This window comes from Aliiglaciecola sp. M165 (assembly GCF_007197995.1).
In the GTDB taxonomy this organism is placed as follows: domain Bacteria; phylum Pseudomonadota; class Gammaproteobacteria; order Enterobacterales; family Alteromonadaceae; genus Aliiglaciecola.
The window spans coordinates 61,888-77,859 of record NZ_VKKH01000003.1; the positions used below are offsets into that span (position 1 = coordinate 61,888).

Below are 15,972 nucleotides of genomic sequence, written 5' to 3' on the forward strand. Positions count from 1 at the left end.
TACGATTTTTCAATTCAAGTACTCACTGTATGCGTTTTTATGGTTTAGCTCGCGCAACAATCTTGCTACGCTATCTAAAATCACTTTAATTTTAGGACAATTATGCAGCAGTCCCCACAAAAACTTGGTCTCACCACTAAAATCTTTATCGGCATGATTGCCGGGATTGTTACCGGTGTTTTACTAAAATGGTTGTTTGATGATAGCGGAGATTTCACCTTTAGTGTATTCGGAGTCACTGTTTCTACGTATGCTGTTTTAGTCGAAGGTATATTTCATGTGACGGGACAAATCTTTATCAACAGTCTAAAAATGTTGATTGTACCCCTGGTTTTTGTCTCTTTAGTCTGCGGAATCGCTAACTTGTCTGAACCCAGCAAATTGGGAAGGCTAGGAGGGAAATCTGTCGCTTTGTACATAGGAACTACCGCCTTAGCAATTACTGTTGCCATCATTGCCGCTTTAATTGTCGAGCCTGGTGTAGGGGTAAGCATGCCAGAGTCCGTAACCTATACGCCTAAAGAAGCCCCAGGGTTAGCACAAGTCATTATCGATATTTTCCCCTCCAATCCATTTGCTGCGTTCACTGAAGGAAAAATGTTACAGGTCATTACGTTTGCGGTTTTATTTGGTCTTGCTATGGCAATGACCGGAGCGCCTGGAAAACGAGTGGCAGCACTATTCGATGATTTAAACGCCGTCATCATGAAACTTGTCACTATTTTGATGAATTTAGCGCCATACGGTGTTTATGCTTTGCTAGCAAAACTATTCACGACAATAGATCCCTCGAGTATTGCATCACTAATTTGGTATTTTGGCTTGGTGTTATTAGTCTTAGCGATCCATCTCACTGTTACTTACTCGTTAATTTTAAAAATATTCGCCGGTTTGAACCCAATCGTACTGTTTAAAAAGATGCGTGAAGCCGCATTATTTGCGTTTAGCACATCTAGTAGTAGCGCAACGTTGCCAGTGACAATGGAAACAGCCACCAAAAAACTTGGGGTTGGGAATTCTGTTGCATCTTTCACAATACCCTTGGGCTCCACGATTAACATGGATGGCACTGCCATTATGCAAGGTGTTGCGACGGTATTTATTGCGCAAGTCTATGGAATCGACTTGACGACCTCAGATTTGCTCATGGTAGTACTAACCGCAACGCTAGCGTCTGTAGGCACAGCCGGAGTTCCTGGCGTGGGCACCTTGATGTTGGCTATGGTGCTGGTTCAGGTCGGTTTGCCCGTCGACGGCGTAGCGTTAATTCTTGGTGTAGACAGACTCCTGGATATGACCAGAACAGCGGTCAATATCACAGGCGATTGTACAGTAGCCTGTGTTGTGGCTAAAAGTGAAAATGATTTGGACACTGCCATTTATTACGATCCAGACGCAGGAGAAAAAGAAGAAGAGCTTGACTTGGATGAGTTCGAACCGGCCTCAGTTCACAAAAAAACTGACTGACACGCTTTAGAGGATAGTCGCTACTACACTCAACAATGTAATCAACCCCAATCCCGACATTTCTTATCCGGGATTGGGGTTAATCATTTCATTAGGGTATTTTCAAAGACCCTTTTTTTGATTGCAATCGAGCGTGTTTACCTTTGGCCTAATGCCCTAGCAGGGTTAATCTTAGTGGCTTTCATTGCAGGATATAAGGTCGCAAATAAACTCAACACAATCGCGATAGCGGCGGTAATAAAAACTTCTGTCCATTTTAACTCAGAGGGCAAAAAATCGATAAAGTAAATGTCCCCAGATAAGAACCGGAATCCTAAAACCGACTCAAAAAACAATGCGATACTTGTGAGATTTTGCGCCAGCAGTACGCCTGCAATAACACCTATCAGCGTTCCCATAACCCCATTAAATGCGCCTTGAAGCAAAAAGACTTTCAGCAACAAGTGATCCCTTGCCCCCATGGTTTTTAACATCGCGATTTCCGCTTGCTTTTCATTTACCGCCATCACCAACGTTGAAACTATATTGAAGCAGGCAACCGCAATGACTAAGGTAAGCGCAATGTAAACCACAGTTCTGACAAGTTGGATATCTTGATACAAATGCCCTTGAGTCCTTGTCCAATCCGTCATGTAAACATGTTGATCAAACGAAAAACCAATACCGCGCATGGATTCTGGCGCAATAAAAGGGTCGTCGAAAACGAAACGTAAACCCTGAGCACCATTAGTAGTCCCCAAGGTTGTTGCAGCAAGCGGCATGTGCATAAATCCAATCTGTGAATCAAGTTCACCGCCAATATTAATTTCACCCACTACGGTTAACCATACCGTTTTCGGTGCCTGAAAAGACAAATCATCTGAAACACGGGGTAACAGCAATTGAACCTTATCACCTCTAACAAGATCCATTTGTTTTAAGATTGAACTGCCTAGTAATACAGCATCAGGTGTATTACTAAATTTTTTCCAAACATCGGCGTCGACTGATTGCGCCAAACGATTTTTGGCCGAGAAACTGGGATCGATACCGACCAACTCAGGGATAGCTTTCATTTGAGCACCTTTTTGTAGCAATCCAGATGCTTTTGTATAGGGTTCTATGTGAAGGATATGCTGATCTGACGCTAAACGTTGCAGCTGTTGCCGCCAATCTGTTAGTCCATCAGCACTGTAAGCGTAGACTTCACCATGAGGAATAAAACCCAATAACTTGTCTTTAAGTTCCTTTTCGAATCCATTCATCACAGAGAGCAAAAGAATGAGCACCATGCACCCTAAAGCGATTCCCAACGTTGAAGACGCCGAAATGAACGAAATAAAACCATTTTGTCGTTTGCCAGAGCGAAATCTCCAAGCCAATTGGGCAACTAAATTCATAAGCTTTTAACGTGCGCTGAGTGCGGAGTAGATGCGATTTTTGACATACGCTCTGATAAAGTGCCATCCGTGATGTCTAAAGTGCGATCAAGTTTTTGCGCTAACTCGTTATCATGAGTAACAATAATAAAACTTGTGGACACCTGTTCACGCAAATCATTCAACAACTTATAAATACTTTGTCCTGTTTTATGATCAAGGTTGCCTGTAGGTTCATCAGCTAAAACTAAGCCTGGTTCAGTTACTAGCGCTCTTGCAATCGCCACTCTTTGTCTTTCTCCCCCAGAAAGCTCAGCAGGTTTGTGCGTATGCCTGTGACTAAGCCCTACTTTCTCCAACATCTCACTGGCTTTTGTAGTGGCAACGTGAAATGACACATCGCCGATTAGTAATGGCATTGCGACATTTTCCAACGCATTAAACTCAGGCAAAAGATGGTGAAATTGATATACAAAACCAAGGGAGCGATTTCGAAAACTCGCCTGTTGCTTTTCATCAAACGAAAAAATGTCTTTACCTTCAAATAAAACCGTACCAGATGTCGGTGTGTCTAATGCGCCTAAAATATGCAACAAGGTACTTTTGCCAGATCCTGAACTACCCAAGATCGCGACTTGTTCAGCGACGTTAACACTAAAGTTAATATTTTTTAGTACACTTACAACATTTTCATTGTCCTGATATTGTTTGCTGACATTTTTGCAAACCAGTAATTCAGACATAATTCCCCTGCTCTATCTACTGCTTTTCTTGTTCTATGTTGAACAACTCTTTTTCTCGACGTTTCCACATAAGTCTTGCGACTTTTTTCATGCTTATGTGTTTGTCTTTTTCATCCACTATTTCAATCCCAAGCAAGCTTTCTAACAAATCCTCTAAGGTTAAAATACCCTCTAATCCACCATATTCATCAATCGCTAACAACATATGCGAACGAGATTGAAGAAAATGTGGGAAAGTTTCTGATAAAGGTGTACTGCTCAACAAAGCCACCATATCTTTGCGGTAAGTGGCGAGGGTTTTATCCCCATTTCCTCTAGCCTGAGCAAGCAACAGATCCGCCTTCATCACAAAACCACTAACTTGTTCCGAGTCATCACCTTCGTAAACAGGGATCCTCGAATACACTTCACTGGCATGCTTGTGATAAAACTCTTCAACAGTCATTTGTTCAGACACTCTAAAAACCACCGTTCTATGCGTCATCGCCTCGCGAACCGTTAATGCTTCAAGACTGAGCAAACTTTGAAGAATATTGGCTTCTTGATGCTCTAGCTGCCCTTCCTTATGGGAAAGCGCGGCCATGGCGTGCAACTCAGCGCGGCTAAGCCCCTTAAGCGGACTTTCTTCTGTAAAACTGCCCGTGAGTTTTGCTGACATTTTTACGAAAGGATATAACACAAGTACGAGATATTTGAGGAAAAAGGACGTTGCCGGCGCTAGTTGGCGCCAGTAGGTTGCTCCCAGCGTTTTAGGAATGATCTCAGAAAAAACCAGGATGAGAAAAGTTAACACCGCTGAAGCAAGACCTAGATAAGCATCGCCAAATACCACCGCAGCCTGGGCACCTGCCCCCGCGGCACCCATGGTATGTGCAATGGTGTTCAGGGTTAAAATTGCCGATAGCGGACGATTAATATCCTCGTAGAAATCATGAAGGATCTTACCTGATGCTTCACCACTATTCATAGACAAAGAAATATAACCAGACGACACACTCAATAACACGGCTTCTGCAACAGAACACAAAAATGAAAAACCCAGTGCCACAAAAACATAAATAATGAGTAAAAGAACACCTTGATCAATCATTATTTAGAGCTTCCTTTGTTTTAGGCGCATATTGATTAAACCACCATAGGATATATTCGACTTTTGCCATTAAATTACTCGGTTTACGGTAAATGCCATGGGACGCTCCAGGGATCCTTACCATTGCACTGTCGACACCTTGGATCTTTAACGCTTGATAATACTGCTCGGTTTCTGAAATAGGAGTTCTAAAATCAGCCTCCCCGGTCAGCAACATAGTTGGTGTTTTTACATTTCCCACGTAACTGATTGGCGAATATTCCATATAAGTTTTTAAATCTTCCCAGGGTTTTTTGTCAAACCAGTATTGATAGAAAAAAGGATAAAAATCTGCTGTGAGCACAAAGCTGTACCAATTTATCACAGGCTTTGCGACCACAGCTGCTGCAAATCGGTCTGTATGCCCAATCGTCCAGGCCGTTAATACACCGCCCCCCGAACCGCCAGTAACGTATAGTTGATCGGTATCAATGAATCCTTTTTCGATGACAGCGTCAACACCTGACATTAGGTCGTAATAGTCCTGGCTTGGGTAGTTTTTATCAATAGTATTGGCAAACTCTTTGCCATAGCTCGAACTGCCACGAGGGTTAGTATAAAGCACGACATTTCCTGCTGCGGCAAACAACTGAACCTCCATTGAAAAGTGTGGGCCATATGCAGTAACGGGACCGCCATGAATCTCCAACACAAGTGGATATTTTTTCGAATTGTCAAAACCTGGGGGATAAGCAATCCATCCTTGAATATCTCGTTCATCTGCCGAGGACTTAAACCAAATTTCTTCGATCTTTGCCAATGCTTTATGGCCAAGAAAATCGTCGTTTAAACGAGTCAGTTGTATCGTTTTTTTCTTATTGATTAACGCTACATCTGCAGGACGAAGCGGATCTGAAAGGGTAAAAGCTACTTGCCCTGATGCACTTACAGCAAATTCAGCACCTGTATAAGGTCGACCGTACGACTGTCCACCCAAGGACTCTGAAAGTATTGTGCGTTTTGTGCCCCGCCGAAGTGACTGTAATGCTAGTACTGATTTACCTTTATCGTCATATTGAATGTAAATATTTTTAGAATCATCATCCCAAGCTAATCCATCAATGCTGCGATCAAACGCCTCAGAAACTTGCCGTATATCGCTACCATCAGCTTCCATTACAAATAGTTGCGCATTGTCATAGTTAAGTCGCTTATCATCAAAACCAGTAAAGGCAATGAGTTTGCCGTTGGGGGAAACCACAGGATTATTATCAGGTCCATCCCGTGTTGTAAGTTGTTTAATGGATAAATCTTCAACTGATAACGCGTAAACGTCGGAGTTTAGTGGTGCAAAGTCGCGATTTTCATGACGATTGGCCGAAAAAAAGATCGTTTTGGCGTCTATACTCCAGGAGTACGGTCCGCTGTTATCAAATTCATCATTGGTTAATTGCCGCGGCGTGCCGCCCAATGTTGGAATAGTAAAAATTTCCGTTGATCCCTTGGTAGTATAACCTCCACCATCAAAGCGGTAGTAAACGTCATCGATATAAATAGCCGGATCAGACCATTTGGCACCCTTAGGTTTCCCAGGCAGACTCACTGGGTTTGATTGCGGTTTTTCAACAAACATTGAAAATACAAGGTTGTTTCCATCGGGGGACCAGCTGAGGTTACTGGGCGATGATGTTAAGTTGGTAATTTTAGCGGTTTGGCCGCTGTCTAGCCAAGTGATGTAAATTTGCGGGCGACCTGTGCGAGTCGAAATATAAGCTATCTTGTTTTCATCAGGAGACAATAGCGGCGAATAATCACTGTGGTCGCCTGTTGTAATAGGACGCATTGCTTTTGATTTCGTATCGATAGACCAAATGTTGCTCAACTTCCTGTCGGTTTGGATATCCATGAAATTTCGAACAAAAACAACAGTCTTGCCATCCTTCGAAATATCTAGACCCGAGGCATATTCCAAAGAGAAAATATCTTGCGACTGTAACGTATTAAGATATTCATCCGCGAACAATAACCCGTGGAGCATCAACAAACTAACTGCAAAGCAACCGACAATGTGTTTTTTCATTTTAATAAATTATATAGGCTTAACCAGTCGATAGCTTATCGCATTTGGCAGGGTTATAAATGATCTTTTGGCAATAAATTGTTTCTAATTACGCATTTTATCGACACTTAAGAGGTGTTTAATCCAATACAATCAAATTTCCTTTGAGTAACACGGCAACAATATAATCGTCTTGTTTGAATAAACAGGTTGGCGGTAAGCCTTCTGACCAAAACTTTGCTGGTTCGTTGAATCCAAGACCTTTGACTATTGGCCAACTTGAAAGATTATTGATTTGTGAAATGTCACCACCAAATCGGCAATATCCCTGTTTCAATAAATTGATATATGCTGCATCTGTCAAATCAAGCGGTTGAGTGACTTCAAATGTCATACCTGTTAAATACATCGCCCCATTTGCATCAAATTGTTCAAATCCACCCTGTTGCTGTAAATCGCCGAGCTCATAAATATAGCCTTTGTTTCCCTCAATTCTTAAGCTCATATCAAGCATGTAATCAATATCTGTTCGATGAACTGTAACATTCCTGATAAGCAAATCTGACATGCCATTTTCAATGTTATCCGGCAAGTTTTTATAGTGCGGCGCAGATCTTTCTTGACTATTTGTTGCCAATAGGTGGAACATCTTCATCAGTACAAGGTAATTTAGCCATCTTGCCTGCTGTCTATTTGGATCGGTGATATATTCTCCGGATTCGATGAGTATACAAGGAACGCCAACTGAACTTGCATAGTCGCCAAAGGCACGAGGCGAGTAAGTGTCACTATATTTGGCGATTCCCCCGTTCATAAACTCCTGCAAGTCGCCTATCACGCTGTCCAATAGTGATATTGCATACAATCGATTTTCGGTTAACGTGCCTGCTTCGTCGCCCTCGGGTACCAAGAATGCTAACGTAGTGGGCTGTTGAGAATTGGCAATTCGGTAATAGCGATTTTGATCATGCAAATTAAAACACAATGAAGGCTTAAGAATATCGATTAATCCCTTTAAGGTTTTGCCCTCTGGTGATTGCAACGCGCGAGCATCTCTATTTATATCGATGCCTTGTGCATTCTCTCTTTGAATTTTCATCGCGCCATCTGGATTAATCATAGGTACAAAGTGGATGGTCAAGGTTTCCTTTAACGCTAAAATTGATTTATCGTCGTACCTACTGCACAACGTGTTAAGAACATCGATAATAGCGGCTGTTGCGGTAGACTCGTCTCCGTGCATTTGCGACCAACATAATACGCATAGTGGACCATCTCCCCATACAAATTTACGAATGGCTTGTCCAAGGTAAGAGTACCCTATTACTTCAGCTTCAAGAGCGGGCAACGGTGTGAATAAGTGATTTAACGGCTCTTCAATATCGACAGGTTTTAAATGGATCTTGTCAATATTTTCAATTTTGTCCGCTTGATACATTTCATACAGGTACTGATGGTCGGGAAACATTCCACACCTCTTGATCGAATTAATTTAACTACACCCGCCTTTTTGCGCTTGGCGAGCGTCAAATGCCGCTAATTGCTCTGGTGTTGCATCGGCCTGATATTTCTCTTTCCACTGAGAATATGACATGCCGTAAACCCTCTCACGAGCTTCTTCGTAATCTATCTCCACGCCATGTTCGATGGCTGCAGCTTTGTACCACTTACCTAGACAGTTGCGACAAAAATCAGCAAGGATCATTAAGTCGATATTTTGTACATCTTTATTATCGTCTAGATGTTGAAGTAGTCGTCTAAAGGTAGCCGCTTCGATTTCAAGTTCTTTTTGTTTATCCATTAATCATCTCTTTACTTTGTTGCAGACAATAAAAAAAGGAGCTTAACGCTCCTTTTTAAATCAATCTATTAATTACTCTTCCGACGGAGCTTCTTCTGCTGCCGGTTTTTCTAGTAATTCTTTTATACTCAATCGTACGCGATTTTGACGATCGATTTCCATTACTTTCACATCGACCATTTGGCCTTCAGATAAATAATCAGAAACTTTATTAACGCGTTCATGAGCGATCTGTGAAATATGAACCAAGCCTTCTTTGCCAGGTAACACTTCTACAAATGCACCAAAATCAACGATACGAGTGACTTTACCGTGATAGGTTTTACCCGCTTCGACTTCAGCAGTAACCTGTTCAATCTTACCAATTGCGATTTCTGCTTTAGCGCGCTCAGTAGCGAAGATTTTGATTGTGCCGTCATCTTCGATTTCGATGTTGGTATCAGACTCTTCGGTAATAGACCGTATCATCGCGCCGCCTTTACCAATTACGTCGCGAATTTTGTCCTGATCAATTTTCAGCGTGTAAATACGCGGAGCAAATTCAGACATTTCTTCACGGTGTCCGCCAAGGGCTTCATCCATTACACCCAAAATGTGCAAACGTGCTTCTTTAGCCTGTTTAAGGGCTTTTTGCATGATTTCTTGGGTGATACCTTCGATTTTGATATCCATCTGTAATGCGGTGATACCTTCAGTAGTACCCGCCACCTTAAAGTCCATGTCGCCAAGATGATCTTCATCACCCAATATGTCAGACAAAACAACAAAGTTCTCATCACTTTTAACCAAGCCCATTGCAATACCCGCAACAGAAGCTTTGATTGGAACACCAGCATCCATTAGCGCTAATGAAGTACCACATACAGACGCCATTGAAGAGGAACCGTTTGATTCAGTAATTTCAGACACAACACGAACTACGTACGGGAATTCTTGCTCTGATGGCATAACTGCCTGAATACCACGCTTAGCTAGCTTACCATGGCCAATTTCACGACGCTTAGGTGAACCAACAAATCCAGTCTCACCCACACAATAGGGAGGAAAGTTATAGTGCAACATGAATCGGCTATCAGTTTTACCGTTCAAGTCATCAATCATTTGCGCGTCACGCTCTGTTCCAAGGGTCGCCGCAACCAATGCTTGTGTCTCACCGCGAGTAAATAGTGCAGAACCGTGAGTTCTTGGCAATACACCCGTGTTCACGTGCAATGCACGGATCATGTCCGGTTCGCGGCCATCAATTCTAGGCTCACCAGCCAAGATACGAGAACGGACTACGTCGCTTTCAAGATCATGCAGTAGTTCAGAAACTTCTTTAGCATCTTGCTCAGGATCAGCTTCCAAAATCGCTGCAGCTGCTTTTTCTGTTACTGCTACAACAGCGTCTTTACGCTCCATTTTGTCAGAGATTTGGTACGCTTGTGTCATACCTTCTTGAGCGAGTTCAGCGATCTTTGCTTTAAGTGTTGTGTTTTCGGCAACAGGTTGCCAATCCCACTTTTCTGTACCCACTTCTGCAGCAAATTCGCTGATTGCATTGACAACCGCTTGGCTTTCTTCATGACCAAACATCACTGCACCCAGCATAACTTCTTCAGATAAAACGCTGGCTTCAGATTCAACCATTAAGACTGCACTTTGCGTGCCAGCAACAACCAGGTCAAGTTCACTTGTCTCAAGTTCAGAAGAGCGAGTATTTAGGATGTATTCGCCGTCTTTGTAACCAACACGTGCAGCACCAACAGGTCCGTTAAATGGAATACCTGAAATTGCTAAAGCTGCTGAAGTACCGATTAACGATATGATATCAGTTGGAATTTCTGGGTTAGCAGACACTACAGTGATAATAATTTGTACTTCGTTCATGAATCCATTTGGAAACAATGGACGAATAGGACGGTCAATCAAACGAGCTGTTAGCGTTTCGCTTTCAGAAGGACGACCTTCACGTTTGAAAAAGCCACCAGGAATTTTACCTGCAGCGTATGCTTTTTCTTGATAATTAACGGTTAATGGGAAGAAATCCTGATCGGCTTTAGTCTCTTTTTTACCCACAACTGACACTAAAACTGAAGTGTCATCCATGCTTGCCATTACGGCTGCTGTGGCTTGTCGGGCAATCACACCCGTTTCTAGCGTGACAGTATGCTGTCCATACTGAAATGTTTTTGTAATAGGAGTCACTATTTATCCTTTATTTTCTTTGATTTTTTAATCGCTTTTAAATGCGGCGCATAGTATAGCGGTATGAAACGATAATCGACAGGAAATTTTGCACTTCTTCATTAAGAATTTATGTTGAGAGTAAGAAATTCATATATGGCGGTTCTATAACGGGCGTAAATCAACCTTTAAACACATCATTGAGCTATGAGATTTCCAACTCACTCCCCAAATCATACGCATATCGCACCTCTAATTAACGTTAAAAAACCCACTGGACAATGAATTGTAAGCGCTTACAATGGTTATAAATTTCTTTGTAGGTTTTGATAAAATGCGTTGTTTTTTGCAAGTACTATTAATTGTTAGCTCTTTCGTTGTGACTAGCTGTCATATAAATAATGTCGTCCCGGTAGAAAAGCCATCATCGGCGTGGAAAGAGTTAAAAGTGATAGGAGCGCCTCATGCTCGCCACGAAGCAGGTTTTACCACAATAGGTGGTAAACTATATTTAATGGGCGGGCGAGGAATCAAACCTACCAGTATTTTTGATCCTAAGACGAATAGCTGGTCCGAAGGAGCTACCCCTCCAATTGAGCTGCATCATTTCCAACCTGTCCCCTACAACGGCAAAATATACATTGTGGGGGCAATGACAGGCCCTTGGCCCAATGAAACGCCTGTCGGGAAGGTGTTAGTTTATGATCCAAAAGAAGACAATTTTGAGTGGGGAGATGACATTCCAGAGCATCGTCAAAGGGGAAGTGCAGGCGCAATAGCATTTGATGACAAGATTTATATTGTTGGTGGAATTGTAAATGGTCACCTGGATGGTTATAAGCCTTGGTTGGATGAATATGATCCGCAAACAGGTGAATGGTCAGTACTGCCCGACGCACCTCATGCAAGAGATCATTTTCAGGCAGCGTTATATGAAAATAAACTCTATGCATTTGGCGGTAGGACGACATCCAAAAAAACACAACAAGATATTTCACTGACCATAGCACATGGCAATGTATATGATTTTGCTAAACAACTTTGGCTTGTACCGACTACCCTTGATGAAATCCCCACCCAACGTGCTGGCACATCTGCACTGGTATGGCAGAACCAGCTAATAGTAATAGGTGGCGAAAGTGACGAACAAATAATGGCTCACAATGAGGTAGAAGCATTCGATTTAAACAAACGTACATGGACAAAATGGCCGGCTCTAAATCTTGGACGACATGGAACAGGTGCGGCAATTATCGATGGTTATGTTTATACCGCTTCAGGAGCAGGAAACCGCGGTGGTGAACCAGAGTTACTCTCAGTTGAACGGCTTCAACTGCCAGCAAAGGCAATAAAAATCAGTCAAAAACCACCCGCCCCTTCAATACCTATTTACCGTCAATGGCATACCGTCACATTAAATTTTGATGGCCCAAATGTTTCTGAAACTGATGCCTACAACCCCTTTTTACACTATAAATTATGGGTAAAATTCAGACATTTGCATAGTCAACAAAGCTTCACTGTCCCCGGCTATTATGCCGCTGACGGGAACGCTGCTGAAACAAGCGCAATGTCGGGTGATCTTTGGCAAGTAAAATTCAACCCACCCAAACAAGGTGAATGGGAATATGAAGCAACCTTGTACTCTGCAGAAAATATCGCCATAAAGGTGCCCGACGATGCCACGCCAACGATAAACCTGTCAGATGCTATAGGCAGTTTTCTAGTTACTCCGACTGATAAACAAGGCAATGATTTTCGAGCGAATGGTCGATTAATTGCGAAAAATAGCCATTTCATGTTTGAAAACACTGGCAAACATTGGCTGAAGGTCGGCGCAAATAGTCCTGAAAATTTATTGGGGTACACCGACTTCGATAATACCTATGTCATACCTGCAAAAGCCCGCGAGGGTGAAGCCGCACCTAACAAGTCTCTTCACCAATACACCGAACATTTATCAGACTGGGTTGAAGGAGATCCCCAATGGGGAGACAAAAAAGGACGTTCACTCATTGGTGCAATAAATTATTTGTCATCTCAAGGCATGAATTCAGTGTATTTTCTCACTATGAATATTCTTGGCGATGGCAAAGATGTGTGGCCCTATCTCGATCACAAAGACTTTACTCGATTCGACGTGAGTAAACTCGCTCAATGGGAAGTGCTATTCGAACATATGCAACAAAAAGGCATTTTACTGCATATGGTTGTTCAAGAAACAGAAAACGAAATGCTATTAGACAAAGGTGACACAGGGCCACTTAGAAAACTTTACTTTAATGAACTCATAGCTAGGTTTGGGCACCATTTAGGGCTTGTGTGGAATTTAGGTGAAGAGAATGGATTTGCAGATTGGACACCCAATGCTCAAAATACCGCGCAACGAAAAGCTATGTCTAGCTACTTAAAGCAACAGGATCCTTTTAATCACCCAGTTCTTCTGCACACCCACTCTCACGAACCAACTCGAGGAGATATTCTAAATCCGCTATTGGGTTTTAAGGATATTGATGGTCTCTCTCTTCAAGTGGACAATCGAAAGCAGGTATACGATGTGATCCAATATTGGACACATGCTTCAATCCAGGCACAGCACCCTTGGCTAATCACAATGGACGAAATTGGTATGTGGCATACAGGTGCCCTACCCGATTCATTGGACAGCGCGCATCATTCTTTGCAAAAACATGTTTTGTGGGGCGGGTTATTAAGTGGTGCTGCAGGCGTTGAATGGTATTTTGGCGCTAAGCACCCGCATAACGACCTCACTTCTGAAGATTGGCGACAAAGAGATAACCTTTGGAGGTTGACGAAAATTGCCAAACAGTTTTTTGAGGCAGAGGTTGCGTTCTGGAACAGGAAACCCTGTAATGCAAATACTAATGCTGACACAAAGACACTGTGTGCAAACTTTGATGGGACCTTTGTTATCTATCTAGATCAAAAACGAACGCTTCCTGACAATCTATTTAAAGAGGCCAGCAAAGGGACTTATGATATTTTCTGGTTCGATCCTGCAGAAGGAGGAGCGCTTCAAAGAGGAAATAATGAAAAGTTATTGCTAAATGAAGCACCGCTAAATCTGGGAAGTGCCCCTAAACCAGCTGATCAGGACTGGGTAGTTATGCTTAAAAAGCGCTCACTAAATCAAAACTAGAGTTTGATGCTCAGGCGCTTTTTTGTTCCCAAGGGATATGTTGTGACACTTTTTTAGGTAGGGATTTAACCACTAGCGAAAAAGAATTGTCTATCATGCGTTCAATCTCGCCCTGTGGGATAGTTCCATCTAAACAAACTGTGTTCCAGTGTTTTTTGTTCATGTGGTAACCAGGAATGACCGCCTTGAACAGATCTCTAAGCATTAGTGCTTCGTGAGGATCACATTTCAGGTTCATTCTTCCCTCCGCTTCATCCTCGGCCAAAGTGGCGAACATTTTTCCTTTGATTTTAAAGACCATTACATCAGGCCCAAATGGGTAGGTTTCTTCACTGAACGGCAAACCCAGTAAATAATCTTTTGCAGATCCAATTTTCATAAAAATCCACCATACGAAGTAATATTAATTAAGATAGCAAATCTGGTCCGCATTTTTTAAAGTACAAAAATTATTGATCTATAGCAATTCACGAGTGTTTTGCTGAACTATGATATACCAGAGAATTGTGCGAAGGGAGCGATATGAAAATACTCATCTTAATATTAGCGTTGTTATGGTTAACTGGATGCGCTGACGCTGTGACATTTGAGCAAGCGGCGACGATTAAACCCGTTGGCTTCTGGTACGGGTTGTGGCATGGCTTTATTTTTCCCGTAGCTTGGATATTGTCTCTATTTATGGATGAAGTAGCCGTTTACGCGATCTACAACAGTGGCGGTTGGTATGACTCAGGGTTCTTTTTAGGATTGGGAGGCTTATCTGGTGTAGGATTCTTGCATAAAGATAGTGATTAACCTGCATTTAGATAAAACAAGATACCAATAAAAACCATTTACCTTTTAAAAATGAAAAGCCCAGCAATTGCTGGGCTTTATTGAATTGGTGCGGATGGAGAGACTCGAACTCTCACGGCCGAAGCCACAGCCCCCTCAAGGCTGCGTGTCTACCAATTCCACCACATCCGCAAAATCTTAATTTAACTTAGTTTGGAATATCGCCAGCAGGTTCCTGATTCTCAGTTGCCGGAACATCTGTGTCAACAGGCTGTTCAATTCCAGGAATACCAAGCGTTTCAAACTCATCGATGGCTTTCTCTTTATCAGCCGTTTGATTTCCTAAAATTAGGCTTATCACAAAAAACAACGTAGCCAAAATAGCAGTTGTTCTAGTCATAAAGTTTCCAGATCCGGTTGAGCCAAAAACGGTATTAGAACCGCCACCACCAAAAGATGCGCCCATGTCTGCGCCTTTCCCTTGTTGGATTAGCACCATACCAATCAACATTAAGGCAACGATCAAATACACTACAATTAAAATTTCGTAAAAATACGTCATGTTATATCTCTAACTTTTTGCTGCTAAGCAAATATTCAAAAATTCCTGTGGATCCAAACTGGCTCCACCTATCAACCCGCCATCAATATCAGGTTGTGAAAACAATTCTTTGGCATTAGCGGCTTTCACGCTGCCACCATACAAAATACGAAGACCTTGAGCGACTTCGCTATTTAATCCCGCTAAATGTTGGCGAATAAACTTATGCACTTCTTGAGCTTGTTCTGGACTTGCTGTTTTGCCTGTCCCAATCGCCCAAACAGGTTCGTAAGCTACAACCATATGGGCAAATTGTGTTATTCCAACCAACGCAATAACTTTATCCAATTGCGCCGCGATGCACTTCAAAAAATCACCACTCTCACGAATGGCTTCAGTTTCACCGACGCAAAGAACCGGTATTATTTTATTCTCTAGTGCCGCCTGAACTTTTAAAGCAACGACATCGTCAGATTCACCGTTATCTTGTCGACGCTCTGAATGCCCAATCAACACATATTGGCAGCCAACTTCAGCTAACATAGTCGCTGACACTTCACCTGTATGTGCTCCTTTTGCAAATTGACTCAGATTTTGAGCCCCTTTAGCAAATGAATCGCTACTTAAACTGCTAAGGTATGGAAACGGTGGACATATTAGAATGTCAACATTTTCAATAGAAGTGGCACCGAATGTTTGTTGCATTTTCTCTGCAAGTTCAACATCGCCATTCATTTTCCAGTTACCCGCCACGAGTGGCATTCTTTGACTTTGCACTTCTTACTCCCTTAGCCCGGTGAAAAAGCGGGCGAGATATTAACTAACCCGCTGTCA

General features: G+C 42.4%; 13 protein-coding genes and 1 tRNA gene. 3 read left to right on the forward strand and 11 right to left on the reverse strand.

Annotation, left to right across the window (positions count from 1 at the left end; all coding sequences use genetic code 11):
- The first annotated feature begins 102 nt into the window (after window positions 1-102).
- Complete coding sequence (locus FM019_RS05940) at window positions 103-1,467, forward strand: dicarboxylate/amino acid:cation symporter (protein ID WP_143835013.1); 1,365 nt, start codon at window positions 103-105, stop codon at window positions 1,465-1,467.
- 137 nt (window positions 1,468-1,604) lie between these two features.
- Here the strand turns inward: FM019_RS05940 and FM019_RS05945 are convergent, their stop codons facing one another.
- From FM019_RS05945 to pnp, 7 genes are all read right to left on the reverse strand, one after another.
- A complete protein-coding gene (locus tag FM019_RS05945) occupies window positions 1,605-2,846 on the reverse strand; it encodes a lipoprotein-releasing ABC transporter permease subunit (RefSeq protein WP_143835014.1) in 1,242 nt (413 codons plus the stop codon).
- The gene (gene lolD / locus FM019_RS05950; RefSeq protein WP_143835015.1) at window positions 2,843-3,568 is read right to left on the reverse strand and encodes a lipoprotein-releasing ABC transporter ATP-binding protein LolD; all 726 of its coding nucleotides are present in this window, start codon (window positions 3,566-3,568) and stop codon (window positions 2,843-2,845) included. Before lolD ends, FM019_RS05945 begins: the two co-directional genes overlap by 4 nt.
- Window positions 3,569-3,584: 16 nt before the next feature.
- Window positions 3,585-4,658: a CNNM domain-containing protein gene (locus FM019_RS05955; protein ID WP_143835016.1), complete on the reverse strand. Its 1,074-nt coding sequence runs from the start codon at window positions 4,656-4,658 to the stop codon at window positions 3,585-3,587.
- On the reverse strand, window positions 4,651-6,675 hold the full coding sequence (locus tag FM019_RS05960; protein ID WP_260681559.1) for a S9 family peptidase: 2,025 nt from the start codon (window positions 6,673-6,675) through the stop codon (window positions 4,651-4,653). Before FM019_RS05960 ends, FM019_RS05955 begins: the two co-directional genes overlap by 8 nt.
- A gap of 160 nt (window positions 6,676-6,835) precedes the next feature.
- Entirely contained in the window at window positions 6,836-8,164 is a 1,329-nt protein-coding gene (locus FM019_RS05965) for a M14 family zinc carboxypeptidase (RefSeq protein WP_143835018.1), read from the reverse strand.
- Between the two features lie 24 nt (window positions 8,165-8,188).
- Complete coding sequence (locus FM019_RS05970; protein ID WP_143835019.1) at window positions 8,189-8,497, reverse strand: DUF1244 domain-containing protein; 309 nt, start codon at window positions 8,495-8,497, stop codon at window positions 8,189-8,191.
- 72 nt (window positions 8,498-8,569) lie between these two features.
- Window positions 8,570-10,684, reverse strand: coding sequence for a polyribonucleotide nucleotidyltransferase (gene pnp, locus FM019_RS05975; protein WP_143835020.1), 2,115 nt, complete (start codon window positions 10,682-10,684; stop codon window positions 8,570-8,572).
- Window positions 10,685-10,964: 280 nt separating this feature from the next.
- Between pnp and FM019_RS20795 the strand changes: the two genes are divergently transcribed.
- Window positions 10,965-13,823: a DUF5060 domain-containing protein gene (locus FM019_RS20795; protein ID WP_185969208.1), complete on the forward strand. Its 2,859-nt coding sequence runs from the start codon at window positions 10,965-10,967 to the stop codon at window positions 13,821-13,823.
- Between the two features lie 10 nt (window positions 13,824-13,833).
- On the opposite strand, the gene FM019_RS05985 is transcribed toward FM019_RS20795, so the two are convergent.
- Window positions 13,834-14,202: an MmcQ/YjbR family DNA-binding protein gene (locus FM019_RS05985; protein ID WP_143835021.1), complete on the reverse strand. Its 369-nt coding sequence runs from the start codon at window positions 14,200-14,202 to the stop codon at window positions 13,834-13,836.
- Window positions 14,203-14,345: 143 nt separating this feature from the next.
- Here FM019_RS05985 and FM019_RS05990 point away from each other — a divergent pair, with 143 nt between their 5' ends.
- Window positions 14,346-14,618 carry a hypothetical protein gene (locus FM019_RS05990; protein ID WP_143835022.1) on the forward strand — a complete coding sequence of 91 codons (273 nt, stop codon included), beginning with the start codon at window positions 14,346-14,348 and terminating at the stop codon, window positions 14,616-14,618.
- A gap of 86 nt (window positions 14,619-14,704) precedes the next feature.
- Here the strand turns inward: FM019_RS05990 and FM019_RS05995 are convergent.
- From FM019_RS05995 to tpiA, 3 genes are all read right to left on the reverse strand, one after another.
- Window positions 14,705-14,789, reverse strand: a tRNA-Leu gene (locus FM019_RS05995).
- A gap of 16 nt (window positions 14,790-14,805) precedes the next feature.
- Complete coding sequence (gene secG / locus FM019_RS06000) at window positions 14,806-15,159, reverse strand: preprotein translocase subunit SecG (protein ID WP_143835023.1); 354 nt, start codon at window positions 15,157-15,159, stop codon at window positions 14,806-14,808.
- A 9-nt stretch (window positions 15,160-15,168) separates the two neighbouring features.
- Window positions 15,169-15,900, reverse strand: coding sequence for a triose-phosphate isomerase (gene tpiA, locus FM019_RS06005; protein WP_143835292.1), 732 nt, complete (start codon window positions 15,898-15,900; stop codon window positions 15,169-15,171).
- Window positions 15,901-15,972: the final 72 nt, after the last annotated feature.